The following is a 24,062-nucleotide window of genomic DNA, read 5'->3' on the forward strand; positions in this document are numbered from 1 at the left end:
AAAAGGAGAGAACAGGCATGTCAGCAAGGGATTTATCTGTTTTATTCAGTGTTATTTTAATTGTGGCGATGCTGGTCATACCGTTTCCGCCCGTTCTATTAAGTATTTTAATCATTATTAATATTTCTCTTGCGCTTATCGTGCTTCTCACCACAATGAACATGCAAGAACCGCTGCAATTTTCAATTTTCCCATCGTTGCTACTGCTCTTAACACTTTTCCGTTTAGGGCTCAACATCTCTACTACTCGTTCTATCTTATCGACTGGAGATGCTGGAAAGGTTGTAGAAACGTTTGGTTCATTTGTTGTTGGAGGAAATGTACTCGTTGGTCTTGTGGTCTTCCTGATTCTGATCATCATTCAGTTTGTTGTTATCACCAAAGGGGCTGAGCGTGTTTCAGAGGTAGCTGCCAGATTTACACTCGATGCGATGCCAGGGAAACAAATGAGTATTGATGCAGATTTAAATGCAGGGATGCTGACAGAAAGTGAAGCGAGAAACCGCCGTGATAAAGTAGCCAGAGAGGCCGACTTTTATGGAGCGATGGATGGTGCAAGTAAGTTTGTCAAAGGGGATGCCATCGCAGGTATTATTATCGTCATTATCAATATTATTTTTGGCATCATTATTGGGATGATTCAGCAAGGAATGTCTATTCAAGAATCAGCTTCCCACTTTACCCTTTTAACGGTAGGGGACGGAATTGTTTCACAAATACCTGCACTCCTCATTTCAACAGCGACAGGGATTGTCGTGACGAGAGCAGCTTCTAACGGAAACCTTGGATCAGATATTACGGGTCAGCTTTTTGCATTCCCGGCCATGCTTTACGTCACATCAGGCACGATCTTCCTTCTTGGCTTGTTCACGCCTATTGGTATTCTTTTGACAGGACCGATCGCAGGTTTACTTGCACTCGGGGCATACTTGATGTCGAAAAACAAACAGGATCAAGAAGAAATTGAAGAGGTACTGGAGGAACAGGCAGAGGTAGAAGAGATGAAAAGTCCAGAAAGCGTCATTCACCTTCTGCAAATGGATGCCATAGAATTTGAATTTGGCTACGGCTTGATCCCGCTCGCCGATGCAAATCAGGGTGGAGATCTGTTAGATCGAATTGTGATGATCCGAAGGCAGCTTGCCCTCGAATTAGGTCTTGTCATTCCAGTTGTCCGAATTCGAGATAACATTGCACTTAACCCAAATGAATATCGTCTCAAAATAAAAGGGAACGAAGTGGCAAAGGGTGAACTGCTGCTTGATCACTACTTAGCGATGTCCCCTACACCTGATGATGATCCGATTGAAGGGATTGAAACAATCGAACCATCCTTCGGTCTTCCGGCTAAATGGATATCAGAAGCAGAAAAAGATCAGGCTGAGATGCTTGGTTATACGGTTGTAGATCCTGCATCAGTTGTGTCTACTCATATTACAGAGAAAATTAGACAAAACACGCATGAGCTGCTCGGACGCCAAGAAACGAAGCAATTAATCGATCATCTTAAAGAGACTTATCCTGTTTTAGTGGATGAGGTAACGCCAAATCCGCTGGCAGTCGGTGATATTCAAAAAGTACTGGCAAAACTGCTGAAAGAGAAAGTGTCTATTCGAAACCTTGTGACCATCTTTGAGACGCTTGCAGACTACGGCAAATTAACGACGGATACAGATTTGTTAACAGAGTATGTCAGACAGGCGCTGGCTAGACAGATTACCGCACAATACGCAAGAGAAAATGAATCATTGAAAGTCGTGACATGCTCAGGTCGAGTTGAAAAGGTGATTGCTGACAGCGTACAGCAGACAGAGCATGGCAACTACTTATCGTTAGATCCAGAATCCTCTGAAAGTGTGATTCAATCAGTGGCGAGAGAAATTGAACAGCTTTCGCTTCGTCAGGAAACGCCGGTTCTATTATGCTCACCTCCTATAAGAATGTACGTCAAGCAGCTGTTAGAAAGATATTTCCCGGATTTACCGGTACTATCTTATAACGAACTAGAAGCAAATGTGGAAGTACAGAGCATCGGAGTGGTGGATATCTAATGAAAATGAAAAAAATCACAGCGAATTCTATGCAGGAGGCAACGATTCAAATTAGGCAGCAGCTTGGGAAAGACGCCGTCATTTTAAACTCCAAAACCGTAGTTAAACGAAAGCTATTCGGTTTAAAGAAACAGCAAATGGTTGAAGTGATTGCAGTGCTGGATCAAGATTTTGAAGAAAGAGCGAGTAAAGGTTTGCAACCTGCGCCTCCTTTCCCAGTATTTCCGAAAAAAGAGCACGTTCAACACCGACCTGAAGAGCCATCTGCTATTCCTGAGGCAGTGAAAACAAAACCTTCTCTTGCGCAGCCTTTAGAATATGCGAGGAATGAGCGTCATGCTGGTATTTTGCCTGATCCTCTCATAGCAATTGATCAAAAGCTGAAGGATCAAGGTCTTGATGATGCCATTCGCGATGAGTGCCTTAAAGACCTTTTAACAAAGGGTGCTGTCAAGGAAGGTCAAATGAAAAAAGAACTTGAACAGCTACTGACAAATATGCTGCCAGCTCATACCTCTGATGAGCCGATGATTCGATCAAAATATATCGTGCTTTTTGGTTCAACTGGGGCTGGTAAAACAACAACAATTGCAAAGCTAGCTGCCAAAACCGCCATTCAGCAGCAAAAGAAAATCGCATTTATTACAACAGATACGTACCGAATTGCAGCGATTGAACAATTAAAAACATATGCGGAGCTTCTGAATGCACCGCTTGAGGTTTGTTATTCGAGAGAGGATTTTGTAAAAGCCCAAGAGACCTTTAAAGAGTATGATCATATTTTCATTGACACTGCTGGTCGTAACTTTAAAGAAGAAGCATATATCAAAGAGCTGACAGATATTATTCCATTTGATGAAAACATTCAAAGTTTTCTTGTCATGAGTGCGACATCGAAGTATCAGGACATGAAAGCGATGGTTAAGCGTTTTGAACATGTTCCAATCGATCAATTCATTTTTACAAAGGTAGATGAAACAGACACGATGGGAACGATCTTTCAAATCATTGCAGACACTCAAATCGGTCTTGGTTTTTTAACAAATGGTCAAAATGTGCCTGAAGATATTCTTGAAGGCTCTCCTGTTGAATTAATAAGGATGGTTTTACAATGATGAAACCCGACCAAGCAGAAGGTTTAAGAAAGCTTGTTCAGCAAAGTCAAACGATCACGCCGGCTCCTCTCAGCGTAAGTGGACAGGCAAAAACCATTGCCGTCATGAGCGGTAAAGGCGGGGTAGGGAAATCGAATTTGACGCTGAATATGGCACTGTCTATCGCGAATGCAGACAAGCGAGTGTTAGTCATCGACCTTGATTTTGGTATGGGGAATATTGATATTTTACTTGGAAAAATCTCGACTAGCTCTATATTAGATGTTCTTGTCAGAAAGAAATCCTTCCAAGCAGCGATGACACAAGGAACGGACAACCTTTATTACATTTCTGGCGGAAGCGGACTTGAACAGCTGTTTTCTTTAGATAAAGATCAATGGTCTTTCTTTCTAGAGGAGATGGAAAGAATGATGCACAGCTTTGATTGTATCTTCTTTGATATGGGTGCAGGCTTGTCGAAGGATCAACTGCCTTTTGTTTTATCAGCAGGAGAAGTGGTGGTTGTCACAACGCCAGAACCAACATCAATTATGGATGCTTATAGCGCCATTAAACACTTAGCTATCCATCAGTTTGAACAATCTGTGCAGATCATTGTCAACCGGTGTAAAACCCCTTCAGAAGGGTCTGAAACTTACCGGAAATTAGCAGGAGTGGTCACCTCATTTCTACACAGAAAACTTGTATTTGCTGGTGCTGTGCCTGACGATCCTGCGGTTCCTAAAGCAGTGGCTGAACAAATCCCATTTTATATCAAGCAGCCTCATTCAAGGCTGAGTAAAACCATTAAGATGCTGGCAGAAACACTTTATCAACAGCAGATAAGAGAGGCACAGAGAGAGCAGCATACGTTTATAGATAAGTTGTCCTCTTTTTTTAAAAGGAGGAAGGTGGACTCATGATTAGAGTGCTTGTAGTAGATGACTCGGCCTTTATGCGAAAGCTCATTAGTGATTTCCTAAGTGCCGAGCAAGAAATAGAAGTCGTCGGAACGGCGCGAAATGGGGAAGATGCCTTAAAACGGATCAAGGAACTGAATCCAGATGTTGTCACACTCGATGTGGAAATGCCTGTTTTAAATGGAACAGAAGCATTAAAACAAATTCTGGCTGAACACGACCTTGCCGTGATTATGGTGTCAAGCCAGACAAAGCAAGGGAAAGATTTAACCATCCATTGCTTAGAACTCGGTGCTTTTGACTTTGTCACAAAGCCTTCAGGAAGTATTTCGCTCGATTTGCACAAAGTAAGAGGTCAAATTGTAGAGCGGGTACTTGCGGCAGGACTGTCAAGAAAACGCACTGAAGTGAAAGTCTCACCTAAGCCGGTGATGAAGCCGCCAATTCCAGTCGCTGCACCTCGACCGCAAGCAGTAAAAAGCGGCTCACTCCGAAAGATTATTTCGATCGGAACATCAACGGGAGGACCAAGGGCGCTTCAAAGAGTCGTCACGAAGCTGCCCAAGGACATAGAAGCTCCCATCTTGATTGTGCAGCATATGCCGGCAGGATTTACGGCATCACTTGCTACTAGGTTAGACCATTTATCTCAAATTACGATTAAAGAAGCACAAGATGGAGATATCGCTAAAAATGGAGTGGCTTACATAGCTCCTGGTGGAATGAATATGTCACTTCATGAACAAGGAGCGTCCTTAGTCATTAGACTGTCTCCAGAAGACACGGAAAGCCGGCACAAACCTTCTGTAAACTATTTGTTTGAATCCATCAGCAGCATAAAGGGTTACGAGAAAATTGCTGTCATTATGACAGGCATGGGTAGTGACGGCACAGAAGGTGTCAAAAAAATGGTCGCAAGCGGTCATACAAAAGTCATTGCAGAAAAAGAAGAATCATGTGTTGTTTTCGGAATGCCTAAATCAGTCATTAAAGCAGGCCTTGCACATGAAACAAGGCATGTGGATGACATCGCACATGCAATTATAAGCTCCATGAAAAAAGAGAGGGCGTGAACACGTTGGATGTAAACCAATACTTAGATATCTTTTTAGATGAAAGCAGAGAACACTTACAAACTTGTAACGAAAAACTTCTTGATTTAGAAAAGAACCCAACCGACTTGCAGCTAGTGAATGATATATTCAGAGCGGCTCATACATTGAAAGGCATGAGTGCAACGATGGGCTATGATGATATGGCTCAACTGACGCATCATTTAGAAAACATGTTTGATGCCATTCGAAATGAACAAATGATTGTTACTCCAGAGTCGATGGACACGATGTTTGAAGCACTTGATCACCTTGAAGCAATGGTTCAATCAATTGCAGAAGGCGGCGATGGGAAACGCGATGTCACAGAGATTAGTAAAAAGCTAGACGTGACAGAAAGCCATGCAGAGGCGGCTCCAAGTGTTGAAACTGCGGATGTGTCAGCGGCATCATCTGGTAACGATCTTGACTATAACGAATTTGAACGAACGGTGCTTGATGAAGCAAGAGAACAAGGCTTTAAATGTTATGAACTCACTGTGACATTAAGCGACGCATGTTTATTAAAAGCCGTTCGAGTCTATATGATCTTTGAAAGACTGAACGAAGCAGGTGAAGTCGTCAAAACCGTTCCAAATGCAGAACTTTTAGAATCAGAAGATTTTGAATCTGAATTCAGTATTTCTTATTTATCTAAACAATCGATGGATGAAGTGAAAAAAATCGTGACAGCGATCTCAGAAGTTGAACATGTTGAGATTTCTGAAGTCCCTGCATTTGGAGAAACGGCTTCAGCTGAAAAACAAGATGCAAAACCTGAACAGAAAAAAGAAGAAGTTTCCGTTCCTGCTGCGAAATCACCAGCAAGCGATGCACCAAAAGCAAATGGCAATAACGGTGCAGCTGCCGGCGGAACAAAAACGATTCGTGTCAACATTGACCGTCTCGATTCTCTGATGAATTTATTTGAAGAACTGGTTATTGACAGAGGTCGTTTAGAACAGATTGCAAAAGAATTAGAAAATAACGAACTCACAGACACAGTTGAAAGAATGACACGTATTTCTGGAGACCTGCAATCAATCATCCTGAACATGAGAATGGTCCCTGTGGAAACTGTGTTTAACAGATTCCCGCGTATGATTCGTCAATTGACAAAAGAGTTGAATAAGAAAATTGAATTGATCATTGAAGGCGCTGAGACAGAGCTTGATCGAACAGTGATCGATGAAATTGGAGATCCGCTCTTACACTTACTTAGAAACAGTTTAGATCACGGAATTGAATCGCCAGAAGAACGTGTGAAAAAAGGTAAGCCAGAAAAAGGTACAGTTTTATTAAAAGCCTACCATAGCGGAAACCATGTCTTCATTGAAGTAGAAGATGATGGCGGCGGGATTAACCGTAAGAAAGTGCTTGAAAAAGCACTAGAGCGTGGGGTTATTACGGAAAGAGAAGCGGAAACACTTGAAGATCAACAAATTGATTCATTGATCTTAGCCGCAGGATTCTCTACAGCTGATACGATTTCTGACATTTCAGGCCGCGGTGTAGGCCTTGACGTTGTGAAAAACAAGCTGGAATCACTAGGCGGTTCTGTGAGCATCAACTCAACAGAAGGACAGGGTTCACTATTCTCTATCCAGCTTCCGCTTACATTATCGATTATTTCTGTTCTTCTTGTGAAACTGGAAGAGGAAACATTTGCGATTCCGATTTCTTCTATTATTGAAACGGCTGTCATTAAGAAAAGCGACATCCTTCAAACACATGATCGTGAAGTGATTGATTTCCGTGGATTTATCGTACCGGTCGTGTACTTGAAGAAACAATTCCAAGTACCAAATGCGAATGAATTAGAGGAAGAGCTGCACATCATCGTTGTTCGTAAAGGAGATAAGTTGACAGCATTTGTGGTCGATTCATTTATTGGTCAGCAAGAGGTTGTATTGAAATCACTAGGAGATTATCTGCCAAACGTGTTTGCGATCTCAGGCGCAACAATCCTAGGCGATGGTCAAGTTGCACTCATCGTTGACTGTAATGCACTGATCAAGTAAAAAACAATAGAGGAGCGGTCTGAAATGAGTACAGATATCAAAACTGGCGAAAAGATGATTGTGTTTATCGTAAACAAAAAAGAATACGCCATTTCAGTATCAGAAGTAAAGTCCATTGAAAAATGGCAGCAGCCGACAAGAATTCCTGGCGTTGCCCCTTATATATGTGGTGTGATTAATCTGCGCGGTGTCGTGACGCCTGTCATTGACCTTAGAGTCAGACTTGGATCGACTGACAACGAAGTTACAGATGAAACAAGAATGATTATTGTACAAGCTGGTGACATTGAAGTCGGCTGGATTGTTGATGAAGCGAATGATGTCATTACAGTCCATCAGGAAGAAGTAGAATCTTCTCCTGAGTCAGCGGAAAAAGAAGGACAATCATGGGTGACAGGTATCATTAAGCATGATCAGCGTCTATTTAATATCATTCATCCTGGTGCTGTCCTCGACAAGAGCGTTCAAGATGCTCCTGTTCATTAAGGGGGATGTGAAATGAGCATTTTCAATGAAATAAAAGATGAACAGCTGGATGTATTAAGAGAGGTTGGGAATATTGGAGCAGGCCACGCCGCGTCTGCTCTTGCCAGCCTATTGGATCGGAAAATCGATATGGCTGTCCCGTTTGTCAAGGTTCTCTCGTTTGAAGACTTAATGGATTTCTTTGGCGGAGCAGACCTTCCAGTTGCAAGTATTTTTCTTCGAATGGAAGGAGACTTATCCGGCTCTATCTTTTTCATTATGCCATTTGAGCAAGCAGAGCAATTTGTAAGAGAGCTTGTACAGGACCCGGCATTTGATATTGATACCATTCACGAGCATGCGATGGGGACATCAGCACTACATGAGCTGGGGAATATTTTAGCAGGCTCTTATTTGTCAGCACTAGCAGATTTAACAAAGTTGCAGCTTCACCCGAGTGTTCCAGATGTCACGCTCGATATGTTCGGGGCTGTCATTAGTGAAGGGTTAATGCAATTCAGCCCGCTAGGCGATCAGGCAATTGTGATTGATACATCTATTTTTGATGATCAAAATAAGCAAGAGCTGAAAGGAAATATGTTTCTATTACCAGACTTTGAATCGTTTGAAAAACTATTCAAAGCATTAGGTAACCTGTAATGAACGTTCAGATCCCGGCAGTTGTAAAGGTTGGTATAGCGGATGTTCAACTTGTGAAAACACCGAACCGGATTCGGACATCCGGACTTGGTTCTTGTGTAGGTCTTGTTCTGTTTGACCAAGAAAAAAAGCTGGCAGGTCTTGTCCATGTCATGCTTCCAGACTCTTCTCTTGCTAAAGGGGCAGTCGAGAACTTGGCTAAATATGCAGATACAGGGATCAAGCATACGATTGATCTGCTTCTGAAAGAAGGAGCACGCAAACATGCGCTAAAGGCAAAACTTGCTGGCGGCGCAGAAATGTTTAAGTTTAAATCAACCAATGATCTGATGAGAATTGGACCTAGAAACGTAGCAGCTGTCAAAGAACATCTGTCTCTTTATCGCATCCCGATCATTAGTGAGGATACGGGCGGAAACAATGGCCGTACGATTGAATTTGATCCGCTTACGACAGAGCTTGAGATCCGCACTGTGAAGCAAGGTATTATGAAGATATAACTAAGGAAGTATAGGGGGAGAAAGATGCAATCCTTAAATTACGAAGATCAGGCGCTATGGGCTAGATGGAAAGAGTGGAAGGACCCAGCTGCTGGAGATGATCTTATGCGCCGCTATATGCCGCTTGTCACATATCATGTTGGAAGAATTTCCATCGGTCTCCCGAAGTCAGTGCATAAAGAAGACTTGATCAGTCTAGGGATGCTCGGTTTATATGATGCCCTTGAAAAATTTGACCCCGGTAGAGATCTGAAGTTTGACACTTATGCATCCTTCAGAATTCGCGGGGCCATCATCGACGGTCTTCGTAAAGAGGACTGGCTGCCTCGTACATCAAGAGAAAAAACAAAAAAAGTAGAAGCGACTATTGAAAAGCTTGAACAGCGCTATTTGAGAAATGTGACGCCGACAGAAGTGGCAGAGGAGCTCGGCATGAGTGAGCATGATGTTGTCACAACAATGAATGAAGGTTTCTTTGCGAATCTACTTTCAATCGATGAGAAGCTACATGATCAAGAAGACGGTGAAAACGTCCAAGTCATGATTCGCGATGAGAAAACCGTGACACCTGAAGAGAAGATGCTGAAAGATGAATTAATAGAACAGCTTGCTGAAAAAATAACGGAGCTATCGGAAAAAGAAAAGCTCGTGATTAGTCTTTTCTATAAAGAAGAATTGACGTTAACGGAAATTGGTCAAGTGCTAAATTTATCTACCTCGCGCATTTCGCAAATTCATTCAAAGGCATTGTTCAAGCTGAAGCATCTGCTTGATAAAGCCATTCAATCTTAAAGAGTTAGTGAGTGAAAACATATGCTATGGCTGATTAGTTTCATGCTTCATGCTGCACTTATTTATTTTGTGATCATTTTATATACGAGAATGAATTCGCTGAAGGCAACTGAACAAAAACAGCGAGAACTTCTAGAAGAAACGGAAAATACCCTGGCTGCATTTTTGATGGAAGTCAAAGAAGAGAATGACAAGCTATCAAAAGTAGCAGCCGCTTCCCCTGATTTTTCTGCTGAAGAGCTGAAATCGGATTTTCAGACACCAAAGCAGCCACAACCACCAATTGAATCCCAGCAATCGGTAGAAAGTGAAGATCCAGTACCAGATCACTTGTCAGCTCTCCTTAGCGAAGTTGAAGTGCAGGAAGAGAAGGTAAACGAACCCGTTCCATATCATGAATCAGAAGCTTCTATGCTTTCTGAAATTGAAGTAGAAGAAACATTCGAGGACCAAGTGAAGACCTTATATGACGAAGGGCGTTCGCTAGAAGAAATAGCGAAAGAATTGAAAACGGGCAAGACAGAAATCGAGCTTTTATTAAAATTTAGCGGAAAGCTGTAAAGGATTCTTGATTGTCAGTCCATCATATGTTATATTATTTCTTGGTGTTAAATACACACGCTTAATGATTCAGATGAAGGTGCTGCCGTGGCGCAGTTTTATGTGAACATGACTTGAGCGGAGGAAAAAAAACCATTATATTAGGAGGCAACAAAATGTCAGTTATTTCTATGAAACAATTGCTAGAAGCTGGTGTTCACTTCGGTCACCAAACACGCCGTTGGAACCCAAAAATGAAGCGTTACATCTTTACAGAGCGTAACGGTATCTACATCATCGATCTTCAAAAAACGGTGAAAAAAGTAGAGGAAGCTTACAACTTCACAAAAAATCTTGCTGCTGATGGAGGAAAAATCCTTTTCGTTGGTACGAAAAAGCAAGCTCAAGATTCAGTGAAAGAAGAAGCAATCCGTTCTGGTATGTTCTATGTGAACCAACGCTGGCTTGGTGGAACTTTAACAAACTTTGAAACAATCCAAAAACGTATCAAGCGTTTAAAAGATATTGAAAAAATGCAAGAAAACGGTACTTTCGAAGTTCTTCCTAAGAAAGAAGTCGTTCAACTGAAAAAAGAATTAGAGCGTCTTGAAAAATTCCTAGGCGGAATCAAAGACATGAAGAGTCTTCCGGATGCACTTTTCATTATCGACCCTCGTAAAGAGCGTATTGCAGTTGCAGAAGCTCGTAAATTGAATATCCCAATCATCGGTATCGTTGACACAAACTGTGATCCAGACGAAATTGATGTTGTGATCCCTGCAAACGATGATGCAATCCGTGCTGTAAAACTTCTAACTGCTAAAATGGCAGATGCGATTCTTGAGTCTAAACAAGGCGAAGAAGAAGCTGTTGTAGAAGAAACGACAGAAACTGAAACAACAACTGCGTAACCTATTCAAAAGGTGATAAGAGGGAAATGCCTTTTATCACCTTTTTTTCACCTAGTAATCCGTGTTTTAACATAGAAGGAGGAAATGTAAAATGGCAATTACTGCTCAATTAGTTAAAGAACTGCGTCAAAAAACTGGTGCAGGTATGATGGACTGTAAAAAAGCGTTAACAGAAACTGATGGTGACATCGACAAAGCGATCGATCTTCTAAGAGAAAAAGGCATTGCAAAAGCTGCGAAAAAAGCAGACCGTATTGCTGCTGAAGGATTAACACTTATTAAAACTGATGGCAACACAGGCGTGATCCTTGAAGTGAACTCTGAGACTGACTTCGTTGCGAAAAACGAAGGATTCCAATCACTTCTTAACGAACTTGCTGATCATTTGCTTGCTGCTAAACCTGCAACAATTGAAGAAGCTCATGCTTCTAAAATGGAAAGCGGTTCAACAGTTGAAGAGCACATCACATCTGCAATTGCGAAAATCGGAGAGAAAATCACTCTACGTCGTTTCTCTGTTATCACGAAAGAAGATAACGCAGCATTCGGTTCTTACTTACACATGGGCGGACGTATCGGTGTATTAGCTGTTCTTAATGGAACAACTGATGAAGAGCTTGCAAGAGACATTGCAATGCACGTTGCTGCTGTAAACCCTAAATACATTTCTCGTGACCAAGTGTCAGAAGAAGAAGCAAACCGTGAGCGTGAAGTATTAACTCAACAAGCGCTTCAAGAAGGAAAGCCTGAAAACATCGTTGCTAAAATGGTAGAAGGCCGTCTAAACAAATTCTTCGAAGAAATTTGCTTACTTGACCAAGCATTCGTTAAAAACCCAGATGAAAAAGTGAAACAAGTAGTCGCTGCGAAAAACGCAAGCATTCAAACTTATGTTCGCTATGAAGTGGGCGAAGGTATCGAAAAGCGTCAAGACAACTTTGCTGAAGAAGTGATGAGCCAAGTGAAAAAATAATGTTTGAAAAGCTCTCTGGGGCTTTTTTAGGGAGCACAAGCACTGTGTTCCCTATTTTTTAGAGGATATTGATTTACAAAAGACAGTTTCTTACGCATAATAAGAGACGGTATAGTTTACACTTGGAGGTTATCATGAGCAAACCGAAATATAATCGCATTGTACTGAAGCTAAGTGGCGAAGCACTAGCAGGTGATGCTGGAAATGGAATTAATCCAACTGTTATTCATTCAATTGCAAAGCAAGTCAAAGAAATTGCAGAACTTGATGTTGAGGTTGCAGTTGTTGTAGGCGGAGGAAACCTTTGGCGCGGGAAGACAGGCAGTGACTTAGGAATGGACCGTGCAACAGCAGACTACATGGGGATGCTGGCAACAGTGATGAATTCACTCGCGTTACAGGACAGCCTTGAAACGCTCGGCATTCAGTCTAGAGTACAAACTTCTATCGAAATGAGACAAGTTGCAGAGCCATACATAAGAAGAAAAGCGATCCGTCATCTTGAGAAGAAACGTGTCGTGATTTTTGCTGCAGGTACTGGTAACCCTTATTTCTCTACAGATACAACGGCAGCACTTCGTGCAGCAGAAATCGAAGCAGATGTCATTTTAATGGCGAAAAATAATGTAGACGGTGTTTACAGTGCTGATCCTCGTACAGATGCGGATGCAGTAAAATATGATAAGCTTTCATATCTTGATGTGCTAAAAGAAGGGCTTGCTGTAATGGATTCTACTGCGTCCTCATTATGTATGGACAATGACATTCCATTAATCGTATTCTCCATTATGGAAGAAGGAAATATTAAACGTGCCGTAAACGGCGAATCAATCGGAACGATTGTGAGGGGGAAATAACGTGTCAAAAGAAGTATTGAACCAAACGAAAGAAAAAATGGAAAAAGCAGTTCAAGCATACGGACGTGAACTAGCAACTGTTCGCGCTGGCAGAGCAAATGCTTCACTGCTTGATAAAGTGACAGTTGATTATTACGGTGCACAAACACCACTCAACCAAATCGCGTCAATCACAGTACCAGAAGCTCGTATGCTGATTATCACACCTTATGATAAAACAGCCATCGGTGATATCGAAAAAGCGATCCAAAAGTCTGATCTTGGTATTACGCCAACAAGTGACGGAAATGTGATCCGCATTGCAATTCCTGCACTGACAGAAGAAAGACGTAAAGAGCTTGTGAAAGTGGTCAGAAAATATTCAGAAGAAGCTAAAGTAGCTGTTCGTAATGTTCGTCGTGATGCAAACGATGAGTTGAAAAAGCTAGAGAAAAATGGTGAGATCACTGAAGATGAATTAAGATCATCGACAGAGGGTGTTCAAAAATTGACAGATGAATATGTCGCTAAAATTGATGATGTGACGAAAGATAAAGAAAAAGAAATCATGGAAGTTTAAGAAAAAACTATGTACAATAGATAATAGTGAAAAGACCCTCTTCATGTTTACAGGGGGTTTTTTTGTTAATACTGTTGGTGACTATATTATTAGCGGGAACGCAACCTTTTTGGGTGATGGAGGAATCTCATGCTCAATATACTCAAAAATTGGAAGAATCAGCAAACTGCAGCTTCCAACTTAGAAAGCCTGACAAAAGAAGACATATTAAATGGAGAAATTCCTGAACATATCGCCATTATCATGGATGGAAACGGAAGATGGGCGAAAAAACGTGCGCTTCCACGGGTAGCAGGACATCATGAAGGAATGAAAGTCGTCAAGCGCATGACAAAGCTTGCAAATGAGCTGAATGTTAAAGTGCTGACTTTGTATGCTTTCTCTACGGAAAATTGGAAACGTCCTAAATTAGAAGTAGACTTTTTAATGAAGCTTCCTGAAGAATTTTTAAACATCTACCTGCCCGAACTCATCGAAGAAAATGTCCGTGTGCGTTTAACAGGTGATCCAGACGGCCTCCCGCAGCATACGAAAAGAGCGGTAGAGAACGCAGTAAAGAGTACGTCGGATAACGACGGACTCGTTTTGAATTTTGCGCTCAACTATGGAGGGCGTACAGAAATCGTCTCCGCATGCAGACAAATTTCTGAAAAAGTCAAAGAAGGTAAGCTTCAAGCAGAAGATATCACAGAAGAGATGTTTTCAGCTTATTTAATGACAGAATCTCTTCAAGATCCGGATTTGCTTATTCGCACAAGTGGAGAAATTAGATTAAGCAACTTTATGCTTTGGCAAATTGCGTACAGCGAGTTTGTCTTTACGGATGTGCTATGGCCTGACTTTTCTGATGAGCATCTTATAGGTGCTATTGGAGAATACCAGCGCCGCGGCCGGAGGTTCGGTGGAATTTAGAGGGTGGTGCAGATGAAACAAAGAATTTTGACGGGTGTTGTGGCAGCTGCAGTCTTTTTACTTGCGGTTATATATGGACAAATGCCATTTACCCTGCTGATTTACTTAATGGGAAGTGTCGCTCTTTTTGAGCTTCTAAGAATGAAAAAGATTTCAATTTTCAGCTTTCCTGGTATTGTCAGCTTAATATTGCTTTGGCTTTTAATGGGCGGAGAGAACAGCTTCTTCCCGAACGTAGACGCATCAAAAATGCAAATTGCTTTATTTGCAGTCTTAATCCTTTTAACTTATACAGTTTTGAGCAAAAACTCTTTCACATTTGATGAGGTTGCTTTTGTTGTATTGGCGACATTATATATTGGCGTTAGTTTCTATTATTTTATCCAAATTAGAGGCTTATATGGCATGAGTGCGATCTTCTTCGCAGCAGTGATTATTTGGTCGACTGACTCAGGTGCCTACTTTATTGGGAAATCTATGGGGAAACGAAAGCTATGGCCAGAGATCAGCCCAAACAAAACAGTAGAAGGATTTATCGGCGGAATTGTCACAGCGGTCGTGTTGTCACTTGTGTTTCAAGCGGTTACAGGATTTTTGCCATCATATCTGCTTGTTATGTTTATTACTCTTTTGCTTAGTATCTTTGGACAGCTTGGCGACCTTGTCGAATCTGCTTTAAAGCGCCACTATCAAGTGAAGGATTCAGGGACCATTCTCCCTGGACATGGCGGGATTTTGGACAGGTTTGACAGCTTTTTATTCGTTCTGCCGTTTTTATATTTACTGCTGGCTACATTTTCCAGCTAACCTCATAGAAACTTATTGAACGAGAGAAGGAGTGGCATTTTGAAATATATTTCGCTATTAGGCGCAACAGGATCAATTGGTGAACAAACATTAGATGTGATCAGGCAGCATCCAGACAAATTTAAGCTGAAAACGATGACGTTCGGCCGAAATGTAGACAAGGCCATACCAATCATTGAACAGTTTCAGCCTGAATTTGTCGGTTGTTTAAATGAAGAAACCTATTACTCGCTAAAAAGCCATTCATTTGAATACGATGTCAAGATGACTGTGGGTGAAGAAGCCAACATCGAGGCAGCGACCTATGATGCAGTGGACGTTGTGGTCAATGCACTTGTAGGAAGTGTTGGGCTTGTTCCCACATTAAAGGCCATTGAACAAAAAAAGACGATTGCACTCGCAAATAAGGAAACACTTGTGACAGCTGGTCATATAGTAAAAGAGTACGCTAAAACATTTGATGTACCTTTACTTCCTGTTGATAGTGAGCATTCCGCTATTTTTCAATGCCTGCAAGGTGAACAAGCTAAAAACATTGACCGCTTAATCGTGACAGCTTCAGGTGGTAGTTTCCGAGATAAAAAACGAACTGAACTTGAAGGTGTTACGGTTGAAGAAGCGCTGAATCACCCAAACTGGTCAATGGGAGCGAAAATTACCATTGATTCAGCAACGATGATGAATAAAGGGCTTGAGGTCATTGAGGCACATTGGTTGTTTGATATTCCTTATGAGCAAATTGATGTGCTGTTACATAAAGAGAGCATTATTCATTCAATGGTGGAATTTCACGATAAAAGCGTCATGGCTCAGTTAGGTACACCTGACATGAGAGTGCCCATTCAATATGCACTCACATACCCTGACAGGGCGCCATTACCAGAAGCGAAATCATTGAACCTTTGGGAGATTGGACAATTGAATTTCCAAAAAGCGGATTTTGACAGGTATCGCTGCTTACATTTTGCTTATGAATCAGGTAAAATAGGAGGGACAATGCCTGCTGTGCTCAATGCAGCAAATGAAATGGCAGTCGATGCATTTCTGAAAGGCAAAGTAACGTTCCTGCAAATTGAAGAATTGATTGAAAAGGCACTAAATAGACATCATGTGATTTCAACGCCTAGTTTACAAGATATCCATGAAGTGGACAAAGATACACGAGACTTTGTTCAATCAATCCTCACATAAGGTGGTATGTTCGTGAATACAGTGATTGCGTTTATTATTATTTTTGGGACGCTCGTTTTTTTCCACGAGCTTGGCCATTTAATTATGGCGCAGCGAGCGGGTATTTTATGCCGCGAGTTCGCAATTGGTTTTGGGCCGAAGATTTTCTCCTTTAAACGAAAAGAAACCGTTTATACCATTAGACTTCTCCCTATTGGCGGATTTGTTAAAATGGCAGGAGAGGACCCTGAAGTCATTGAAATTAAACCAGGTCATACAGTGGGGCTCTTATTCAATGAGCAAAATGAAGTAGAAAAAATCATTTTAAATGATAAAGAAAAATATCCTGATGCACTTGTCATCGAAGTGGAGCAGATTGATTTAGATCATGCCATGAGAATCTCAGGATATGAAGCTGGAAATGAAGATATTTTAACTGGCTACAATGTCAGTCAAACAAGCTTTTATGTTGTAGATGGTGAAGAAATTCAAATTGCACCATACAATCGTCAATTTGGTTCAAAAACGGTATGGCAGCGTATTAAAGCGATCGCAGCCGGACCGATTATGAACTTTATCCTGGCGTATGTCATTTTGGTTGCTTTAGGTTTTATTCAAGGGGTAACCGTTGATGATCCTGTACTTGGAAAGCTGACGAAAGACGGCCGAGCGGCGGAAGCTGGACTTATGCAGGGAGATCACATCAAGTCCATTAACGGAGATAAAATGAACTCTTGGACAGACGTCGTTCAAACTGTTCAAAAGAATCCTGAGAAAAAGATGAATGTCGTTATTGACAGAGACGGCAAAGAAAGCACTGTGCAGGTTGTACCAGAAGCAGTGAAAGCAGACGGAAAAAGCATTGGCCGTTTTGGATCTTATCCGCCAACGGAAAATGGATTTCTGAAAGTCATTTCATCTTCAGGAACGACTGTGATTTCAACAGCCGGTCTCATCTTAACGAACTTGCAAAAAATTGTCACAGGACAATTTTCACTAGACATGCTAGCAGGTCCTGTTGGGATCTATGACATGACCGGAGAAGTAGCTAAGCAAGGTGTGTTAACATTAATGCAGTTTGCGGCGTTCCTCAGTATTAACCTAGGCATCGTGAATTTATTACCGATTCCTGCATTAGACGGAGGACGTTTACTCTTCTTGTTTGTGGAAGCCATTCGCGGTAAACCAATTAATCGTGAGAAAGAAGCACTTGTTGTCTTTATCGGTGTTGCATTCCTCATGCTGTTAATGCTAGTGGTTACGTGGAATGACATCCAGCGATTATTTTTATAAAAAACCAATGTCTCTTGTTTCTCATTACGGGAAACAAGAGTTTTTGTGAGAAGTCCTATTTCATAAATGAGGTGTAACGACATGAGACAATCCCTGACTTTTATTCCAACTCTTCGAGAGGTGCCGGCAGATGCTGAGGCGAAAAGTCATCAGCTATTAGTAAGAGCTGGGTTCATTAGACAAAATACAAGCGGAATCTATCATTATCTGCCGCTCGCTCATAAAGTCATTCAGCATATTCAATCCATCGTTCGTAAAGAAATGGAAAAGGCAGGAGCAGCAGAGCTGTTAATGCCAGTGCTGCAACAGGCAGAAATGTGGCAAGAGTCAGGAAGATGGTATACATACGGTCCAGAACTGATGCGTATGAAAGATCGTCATGGCCGTGAGTTCGCACTTGGCCCAACGCACGAAGAAGTGATTACATCACTCGTACGCAGCGAAGTGAAATCGTATAAAAAGCTTCCTTTAACTCTTTATCAAATTCAATCAAAATTCCGCGATGAACAGAGACCGCGTTTTGGGCTGCTGCGTGGACGTGAATTTATCATGAAGGATGCCTATTCGTTCCATTCTTCACCAGAAAGCCTTGATGACACATACAACAAGATGTTTACAGCTTACTCAAATGTATTCTCAAAAGTAGGTCTTAATTTTAGACCAGTCATTGCAGATTCTGGTGCAATGGGAGGAAAAGATACACATGAGTTTATGGCACTGTCAGAAGTGGGAGAAGATACCATTGCATACTCTGACACATCCTCCTATGCTGCAAACATTGAAATGGCTGAAGCTGTGTACCAGGGGGAAGAAGCAAACCCTGCGGACTTCAAAGAACTTGAAAAAGTCCATACACCGCAAGTGAAAACGATTCAAGACGTGGCTGGATTTTTACAAGTGGATTCTTCTCTTTGTATCAAGTCTGTTTTGTTTAAAGCCGATGATGCATATGTTCTGATCCTGACTAGAGGCGACCATGAAGTAAATGATGTGAAAGTGAAAAACTTGGTCGGAGCACAGCTTGTAGAGCTTGCTTCACGTGAAGAAGTACTAGAAGTCATTGGAACAGAGCCTGGATTTGTTGGTCCAGTTAAGCTCGAAGCAGAAATCGATATTTATGCAGATCTAGCAGTTAAGGGCATGACAAATGCTGTTGCAGGTGCAAACGAAACGGATTATCACTATGTCAATGTCAATCCCGCACGTGATGTGTCAGTGAAAGAATTCACCGATCTTCGTTTGATTCAAGAAGGAGACGTTTCCCCAGATGGAGAAGGCACCATCCAGTTTGCAAAAGGGATTGAAGTAGGACAAGTCTTTAAACTAGGCACTCGTTACTCTGAGTCAATGGATGCGACGTACCTTGATGAAAATGGACGCGCGCAGCCAATGATTATGGGATGCTATGGTATCGGTATTTCTAGAACTCTATCAGCGATTGTTGAGCAGCATCATGATGAAAAAGGAATCATCTGGCCGGAAGCAGTTGCGCCGTATGACCTTCATCTCCTTGCATTAAATATGAAAAACGATGCTCAAAAAGAGCTGGCTGAAACGTTATATGAGCGCTTAGAAGATGAGGGCTTTGACGTACTTTTTGATGACCGCCAAGAGCGTGCTGGAGTCAAATTTGCAGACAGTGATTTAATTGGGCTGCCAATTCGCATTAGCTGCGGAAAACGTTCAGAAGAAGGCATTGTGGAAGTGAAGTTTAGAAAATCAGGTGAATCGCATGAAGTATCTGTTGATGAACTGATTTCATTTATACGCCAAGCATAAAAACGAACAAAAAAATGAAGGTACCTCCTGTAGAAAAGAGGTACCTTTCTGATTGAAAAAAGGAGGGTCCTGTCTTGGATGAACAATTACCGATCACACGGCGGCAATTTCATATATTACTCAATCAGATTCAAATGACAGATGATGACCTCAGTCGTTACTTTGAAGAAGGTGAAATCGTCAAATTGACGGTTCATAAGGCGACAAAAACGTGGCATTTCCTGTTTAAATTTAAGGCGCTTCTGCCTTATAAGGTATATGCGATGTTTCTCAGCAGGCTGACAAATGCATTTTCTCATATTGCACAAGTCACTTGTACGATTGAAGTCAATGATCCAAATATATCTGAAGAGCTCGTTCAATCGTATTGGTCACATTGTGTGGAAGAGCTTCAAGGAATTTCTCCTCCAATCATCAGCTTGCTTCAGCAGCAAAAACCATCGCTGTCTGGACATAAAATCATCATCAAAACGAAAAGCGAAACAGAGGCTTTGGCCATCAAGAAGAAGTACAGCCCGATGCTTCAGGCAGCTTTTAAACAAGTGGGCTTTCCAGAGCTGCAATTCGATACAGAAATTTTTGTATCAGATCAAGAGATTCAGAAGTTTAGAGAACAAAAGCTCGCTGAGGATCAAGAAAGAGCGATGCAAGCCCTCACTGAAATGGAGAAGAAAGAAAGTGAGGATCAGGAGGAAGGTCCGTCTGGCCCGCTTATGATTGGCTATCAAATTAAAGACAATGAAGAAATTCGTACGCTTGATAGTATTATGGATGAGGAAAGAAGAATTACAGTTCAAGGCTACGTATTCGATGCAGAAACGCGTGAGCTGAAAAGCGGCAGAACGCTGTGTATCTTTAAGATTACAGATTATACAAACAGTATTTTAATTAAAATGTTTGCAAGAGAAAAAGAAGATGCACAGCTGATGAAATCATTGAAAAAAGGCATGTGGGTCAAAGCAAGAGGAAGCATTCAAAACGATACGTTTGTTAGAGATCTTGTCATGATTGCCAATGACGTCAATGAAATGAAACCTCAGCTGAAAGAAGATACGGCACCAGAGGGTAAAAAGCGTGTCGAACTTCATTTGCATTCCCCAATGAGTCAAATGGATGCTGTCACAGGGATCGGCAGACTGGTCGAACAAGCAAAAAAATGGGGACATGAAGCGATTGCCCTGACGGATCATGCAGTTGTCCAATCATTTCCAGATGCGTATGCAGCAAGTAAAAAGCATGGCATCAAAATGATGTATGGAGTGGAAATCAATTTAGTGGACGACGGGGTACCGATTGCCTATAACCCAGAGCATCGTTTGTTAGATGATGCGACGTATGTCGTTTTTGACGTAGAGACAACTGGACTTTCAGCGGTTTATGACACGATCATTGAGCTGGCAGCAGTGAAAATCAAAGACGGAGAAATCATTGACCGTTTTGAGGCATTTGCAAATCCTCACCACCCACTATCCGCGACAACGATCGAATTAACGGGTATTACCGATGATATGGTTAGAGATGCACCAGATGTCGTTGATGTCGTGCGGGATTTCAAAGAATGGATTGGACAAGATATTCTTGTTGCGCATAATGCAAGCTTTGATATGGGCTTTTTAAATACAGCGTATAAGCGCCTGTTAAAAACAGATAAAGCGTCAAATCCTGTGATTGATACACTTGAACTCGGCAGATTCCTTTACCCTGAATTTAAAAACCACCGGTTGAACACACTTTGTAAAAAGTTCGATATTGAACTAACGCAGCATCACCGGGCCATTTACGACGCAGAGGCGACAGGCTACCTCATGCTGAAAATGCTAAAAGATGCGGCTGAAAAAGAGATTGCCTATCACGATCAGTTGAATGAAAACATGGGTCAGTCCAATGCGTTCCAGCGTTCTCGTCCTTACCATGCCATTTTGATCGCACAAAATGAGACCGGTCTGAAGAATTTATTCAAGCTTGTTTCCCTTTCTCATATTCATTATTTCTACCGGGTTCCGCGCATTCCGCGCTCACAGCTTGAGAAATATCGAGAAGGTCTAATTGTCGGGTCTGCCTGTGATAAGGGTGAGGTCTTTGAAGGAATGATGCAAAAATCACCTGATGAGGTGGAAGACATTGCAGCATTTTATGACTATTTAGAAGTTCATCCGCCAGAAGTGTATCAACATCTGCTTCAGCTTGAACTGGTCCGAGATGAACGTGCGTTAAAAGAAATCATCACAAATATTGTAAAGCTTGGCGAAAAGCTGAATAAGCCAGTCGTCGCAACTGGAAATGTGCATTACCTGCATCCAGAAGACAAAATTTATCGTAAAATCTTAATTTCATCACAGGGTGGAGCGAATCCGCTAAACCGTCATGAACTGCCAAAAGTTCATTTTAGAACGACCGATGAAATGCTTGAAGCGTTCTCCTTCCTAGGAGACGAAAAAGCGAAAGAGATTGTCGTGGCGAATACGAAAAAAGTATCTGAGATGGTCGAAAGCATTAAACCAATTAAAGATGATCTTTACACACCAAAAATTGAAGGTGCAGATGAAGAAATACGGGAAATGAGCTATCAAATGGCGCGCAGCATCTACGGAGATGATTTGCCGAAAATCGTAGAAGACCGTATTGAGAAAGAATTAAAAAGTATTATCGGCCATGGGTTCGCCGTTATTTACTTAATCTCTCATAAACTTGTAAAGAAATCTCTTGATGATGGATATCTTGTTGGTTCAAGGGGATCTGTCGGCTCATCTCTTGTTGCAACATTAACAGAGATTACGGAAGTGAACCCGCTCGCCCCGCATTATGTATGTCCAAGCTGTAAGCATTCGGAGTTCTTTAATGACGGATCTGTTGGTTCAGGCTTTGACCTTCCTGACAAAAACTGTCCAGAATGTGGTACACCGTATAAAAAAGACGGACATGATATTCCCTTTGAAACGTTCTTAGGTTTTAAAGGAGACAAAGTCCCTGATATCGACTTGAACTTCTCAGGTGAATATCAGCCGATTGCCCATAACTATACGAAAGAGCTGTTCGGAGAAGAGTATGTTTACCGAGCGGGTACAATTGGTACAGTTGCAGAAAAAACAGCATATGGTTACGTGAAAGGCTACGCAGGAGATCATAATCTTCATATGAGAGGTGCAGAAATCGACCGGCTTGTTCAAGGCTGTACAGGGGTCAAACGGACAACGGGCCAGCATCCAGGTGGTATTATCGTAGTACCGGAGTATATGGACATTTACGATTTCTCACCTATTCAATATCCAGCAGATGCGACAGGTTCTGATTGGAAAACGACGCATTTTGATTTCCATTCCATCCATGACAACTTGCTCAAGCTGGATATACTGGGGCACGATGATCCAACGGTTATTCGGATGCTTCAGGATTTAAGCGGAATCGATCCAAAAACAATTCCAACAGACGATCCTGAAGTGATGAAAATTTTCCAAGGAACAGAGCCTCTAGGTGTAACAGAAGAGCAAATTGGTTGTAAAACAGGGACACTCGGTATTCCAGAGTTTGGGACAAGGTTCGTTCGACAGATGCTTGAGGATACAAAACCAACGACCTTCTCAGAGCTCGTGCAGATCTCTGGACTTTCACACGGAACGGATGTATGGCTCGGCAACGCGCAAGAGCTCATTCATAATAAAACGTGTGAACTCAGTGAAGTGATTGGGTGTCGTGACGATATTATGGTCTATCTCATCTATCAGGGCCTAGAGCCGTCACTTGCCTTTAAAATCATGGAATCTGTACGTAAAGGGAAGGGACTTCCTCCTGAATGGGAAGAAGAAATGAAGAATAATAACGTACCGAACTGGTATATTGATTCATGTAAAAAGATCAAATACATGTTCCCTAAGGCCCACGCGGCTGCATACGTATTAATGGCGGTACGGATTGCCTACTTTAAGGTGCACCATGCACTTCTTTACTACGCAGCGTACTTTACTGTTCGTGCAGATGATTTTGATATCGAAACAATGACAAAAGGATCGAATGCGATTCGAGCGGTCATGGACGATATTCACTCAAAAGGTCTAGATGCATCACCAAAAGAAAAGAACCTATTAACTGTACTAGAGCTTGCACTTGAAATGTGTGAAAGAGGCTATCATTTCAAAAAAGTGGACCTCTACCGGTCAAGTGCAACAGAGTTTATCATTGATGGAGACGGATTAATTCCGCCATTCAACTCGATCCCTGGACTCGGAACGAACGTTGCATTAAATATTGTTCGCGCACGTCAAGACGGGGAGTTCCTTTCAAAAGAGGATTTACAAAAACGCGGAAAAGTGTCGAAAACGATCTTAGAATATTTAGATCGTCAAGGCTGCTTAGAAGCACTTCCTGATCAAAACCAGCTTTCTTTGTTTTAATTGATGAAGAGCGCCCTTAAATGGGCGTTCTTTTTTTAGAAACAATAATATTATTATGTAAACTAATAAAGAATTTCATTCCAATTGGAATTATTTTCTTGCTCCTTCATATATCTTGATTTAGCGTGATGTTTTAAGAGAAGAGATTGTATGTCATTCTTTCTACCCAAATAGAGCGAAAAAGAGAATTTCACCGTCTGAAATGTTGTGAAGCGACATATGATCATTCTGGGTACAGTCACCAAAAGAATCAAGAGAAAAAACATTCGATGAGCGCAC

General features: G+C 41.7%; 20 protein-coding genes. All 20 read left to right on the top strand.

Annotated features, from left to right (window positions below; genetic code table 11):
- The first annotated feature begins 17 nt into the window (after positions 1-17).
- Complete coding sequence (gene flhA, locus C5695_RS08270; RefSeq protein WP_117730308.1) at positions 18-2,051, top strand: flagellar biosynthesis protein FlhA; 2,034 nt, start codon at positions 18-20, stop codon at positions 2,049-2,051.
- A complete protein-coding gene (flhF, locus tag C5695_RS08275; RefSeq protein ID WP_117730309.1) occupies positions 2,051-3,166 on the top strand; it encodes a flagellar biosynthesis GTPase FlhF in 1,116 nt (371 codons plus the stop codon). The genes flhA and flhF overlap by 1 nt, the downstream gene beginning before the upstream one ends.
- Positions 3,163-4,068 (top strand): MinD/ParA family protein, encoded by a 906-nt coding sequence (locus tag C5695_RS08280; RefSeq protein ID WP_117730310.1) that lies wholly within the window; start codon positions 3,163-3,165, stop codon positions 4,066-4,068. The genes flhF and C5695_RS08280 overlap by 4 nt, the downstream gene beginning before the upstream one ends.
- Positions 4,065-5,138 (top strand): protein-glutamate methylesterase/protein-glutamine glutaminase, encoded by a 1,074-nt coding sequence (locus C5695_RS08285; protein ID WP_117730311.1) that lies wholly within the window; start codon positions 4,065-4,067, stop codon positions 5,136-5,138. Before C5695_RS08280 ends, C5695_RS08285 begins: the two co-directional genes overlap by 4 nt.
- 5 nt (positions 5,139-5,143) lie before the next feature.
- Positions 5,144-7,177, top strand: a complete 2,034-nt coding sequence (locus C5695_RS08290; protein WP_117730312.1) for a chemotaxis protein CheA — start codon at positions 5,144-5,146, stop codon at positions 7,175-7,177.
- Between the two features lie 24 nt (positions 7,178-7,201).
- Positions 7,202-7,663 carry a chemotaxis protein CheW gene (locus tag C5695_RS08295; RefSeq protein WP_117730313.1) on the top strand — a complete coding sequence of 154 codons (462 nt, stop codon included), beginning with the start codon at positions 7,202-7,204 and terminating at the stop codon, positions 7,661-7,663.
- Positions 7,664-7,675: 12 nt separating this feature from the next.
- Positions 7,676-8,302: a chemotaxis protein CheC gene (locus C5695_RS08300; RefSeq protein WP_117730314.1), complete on the top strand. Its 627-nt coding sequence runs from the start codon at positions 7,676-7,678 to the stop codon at positions 8,300-8,302.
- Positions 8,302-8,802 (top strand): chemotaxis protein CheD, encoded by a 501-nt coding sequence (locus C5695_RS08305; RefSeq protein ID WP_117730315.1) that lies wholly within the window; start codon positions 8,302-8,304, stop codon positions 8,800-8,802. The genes C5695_RS08300 and C5695_RS08305 overlap by 1 nt, the downstream gene beginning before the upstream one ends.
- 24 nt (positions 8,803-8,826) lie before the next feature.
- Positions 8,827-9,594, top strand: a complete 768-nt coding sequence (locus C5695_RS08310; RefSeq protein WP_117730316.1) for a FliA/WhiG family RNA polymerase sigma factor — start codon at positions 8,827-8,829, stop codon at positions 9,592-9,594.
- Between the two features lie 21 nt (positions 9,595-9,615).
- Entirely contained in the window at positions 9,616-10,155 is a 540-nt protein-coding gene (locus tag C5695_RS08315) for a Swarming motility protein SwrB (protein ID WP_117730317.1), read from the top strand.
- A 155-nt stretch (positions 10,156-10,310) separates the two neighbouring features.
- A complete protein-coding gene (rpsB, locus tag C5695_RS08320; protein WP_024426991.1) occupies positions 10,311-11,045 on the top strand; it encodes a 30S ribosomal protein S2 in 735 nt (244 codons plus the stop codon).
- 91 nt (positions 11,046-11,136) lie between these two features.
- The gene (gene tsf / locus C5695_RS08325) at positions 11,137-12,018 is read left to right on the top strand and encodes a translation elongation factor Ts (protein WP_117730318.1); all 882 of its coding nucleotides are present in this window, start codon (positions 11,137-11,139) and stop codon (positions 12,016-12,018) included.
- A 134-nt stretch (positions 12,019-12,152) separates the two neighbouring features.
- A complete protein-coding gene (pyrH, locus tag C5695_RS08330; RefSeq protein WP_003210919.1) occupies positions 12,153-12,875 on the top strand; it encodes a UMP kinase in 723 nt (240 codons plus the stop codon).
- A 1-nt stretch (position 12,876) separates the two neighbouring features.
- Positions 12,877-13,434: a ribosome recycling factor gene (gene frr / locus C5695_RS08335; protein WP_117730319.1), complete on the top strand. Its 558-nt coding sequence runs from the start codon at positions 12,877-12,879 to the stop codon at positions 13,432-13,434.
- A gap of 129 nt (positions 13,435-13,563) precedes the next feature.
- Positions 13,564-14,346 (top strand): undecaprenyl pyrophosphate synthase, encoded by a 783-nt coding sequence (locus C5695_RS08340; protein ID WP_117730320.1) that lies wholly within the window; start codon positions 13,564-13,566, stop codon positions 14,344-14,346.
- 12 nt (positions 14,347-14,358) lie between these two features.
- On the top strand, positions 14,359-15,153 hold the full coding sequence (locus tag C5695_RS08345) for a phosphatidate cytidylyltransferase (RefSeq protein WP_117730321.1): 795 nt from the start codon (positions 14,359-14,361) through the stop codon (positions 15,151-15,153).
- A gap of 39 nt (positions 15,154-15,192) precedes the next feature.
- The gene (dxr, locus tag C5695_RS08350) at positions 15,193-16,344 is read left to right on the top strand and encodes a 1-deoxy-D-xylulose-5-phosphate reductoisomerase (protein ID WP_117730322.1); all 1,152 of its coding nucleotides are present in this window, start codon (positions 15,193-15,195) and stop codon (positions 16,342-16,344) included.
- Between the two features lie 6 nt (positions 16,345-16,350).
- Complete coding sequence (rseP, locus tag C5695_RS08355; protein WP_117730323.1) at positions 16,351-17,616, top strand: RIP metalloprotease RseP; 1,266 nt, start codon at positions 16,351-16,353, stop codon at positions 17,614-17,616.
- Positions 17,617-17,697: 81 nt separating this feature from the next.
- Positions 17,698-19,395: a proline--tRNA ligase gene (locus C5695_RS08360; RefSeq protein WP_117730324.1), complete on the top strand. Its 1,698-nt coding sequence runs from the start codon at positions 17,698-17,700 to the stop codon at positions 19,393-19,395.
- 134 nt (positions 19,396-19,529) lie between these two features.
- Positions 19,530-23,783, top strand: coding sequence for a PolC-type DNA polymerase III (locus C5695_RS08365; protein WP_233230847.1), 4,254 nt, complete (start codon positions 19,530-19,532; stop codon positions 23,781-23,783).
- Positions 23,784-24,062 lie beyond the last annotated feature (279 nt).

This window comes from Bacillus pumilus, from assembly GCF_003431975.1.
Taxonomy (GTDB): Bacteria; Bacillota; Bacilli; order Bacillales; family Bacillaceae; genus Bacillus; species Bacillus pumilus_N.

Excerpts from the sequence above, each read along its gene's own strand:
- flhA (WP_117730308.1), top strand. The coding sequence starts at position 18 with ATGTCAGCAAGGGATTTATCTGTTTTATTCAGTGTTATTTTAATTGTG.
- flhF (WP_117730309.1), top strand. The coding sequence starts at position 2,051 with ATGAAAATGAAAAAAATCACAGCGAATTCTATGCAGGAGGCAACGATT.
- C5695_RS08280 (WP_117730310.1), top strand. The coding sequence starts at position 3,163 with ATGATGAAACCCGACCAAGCAGAAGGTTTAAGAAAGCTTGTTCAGCAA.
- C5695_RS08285 (WP_117730311.1), top strand. The coding sequence starts at position 4,065 with ATGATTAGAGTGCTTGTAGTAGATGACTCGGCCTTTATGCGAAAGCTC.
- C5695_RS08295 (WP_117730313.1), top strand. The coding sequence starts at position 7,202 with ATGAGTACAGATATCAAAACTGGCGAAAAGATGATTGTGTTTATCGTA.
- C5695_RS08300 (WP_117730314.1), top strand. The coding sequence starts at position 7,676 with ATGAGCATTTTCAATGAAATAAAAGATGAACAGCTGGATGTATTAAGA.
- C5695_RS08305 (WP_117730315.1), top strand. The coding sequence starts at position 8,302 with ATGAACGTTCAGATCCCGGCAGTTGTAAAGGTTGGTATAGCGGATGTT.
- C5695_RS08310 (WP_117730316.1), top strand. The coding sequence starts at position 8,827 with ATGCAATCCTTAAATTACGAAGATCAGGCGCTATGGGCTAGATGGAAA.
- C5695_RS08315 (WP_117730317.1), top strand. The coding sequence starts at position 9,616 with ATGCTATGGCTGATTAGTTTCATGCTTCATGCTGCACTTATTTATTTT.
- rpsB (WP_024426991.1), top strand. The coding sequence starts at position 10,311 with ATGTCAGTTATTTCTATGAAACAATTGCTAGAAGCTGGTGTTCACTTC.
- tsf (WP_117730318.1), top strand. The coding sequence starts at position 11,137 with ATGGCAATTACTGCTCAATTAGTTAAAGAACTGCGTCAAAAAACTGGT.
- pyrH (WP_003210919.1), top strand. The coding sequence starts at position 12,153 with ATGAGCAAACCGAAATATAATCGCATTGTACTGAAGCTAAGTGGCGAA.
- C5695_RS08340 (WP_117730320.1), top strand. The coding sequence starts at position 13,564 with ATGCTCAATATACTCAAAAATTGGAAGAATCAGCAAACTGCAGCTTCC.
- C5695_RS08345 (WP_117730321.1), top strand. The coding sequence starts at position 14,359 with ATGAAACAAAGAATTTTGACGGGTGTTGTGGCAGCTGCAGTCTTTTTA.
- rseP (WP_117730323.1), top strand. The coding sequence starts at position 16,351 with ATGTTCGTGAATACAGTGATTGCGTTTATTATTATTTTTGGGACGCTC.
- C5695_RS08360 (WP_117730324.1), top strand. The coding sequence starts at position 17,698 with ATGAGACAATCCCTGACTTTTATTCCAACTCTTCGAGAGGTGCCGGCA.
- C5695_RS08365 (WP_233230847.1), top strand. The coding sequence starts at position 19,530 with ATGACAGATGATGACCTCAGTCGTTACTTTGAAGAAGGTGAAATCGTC.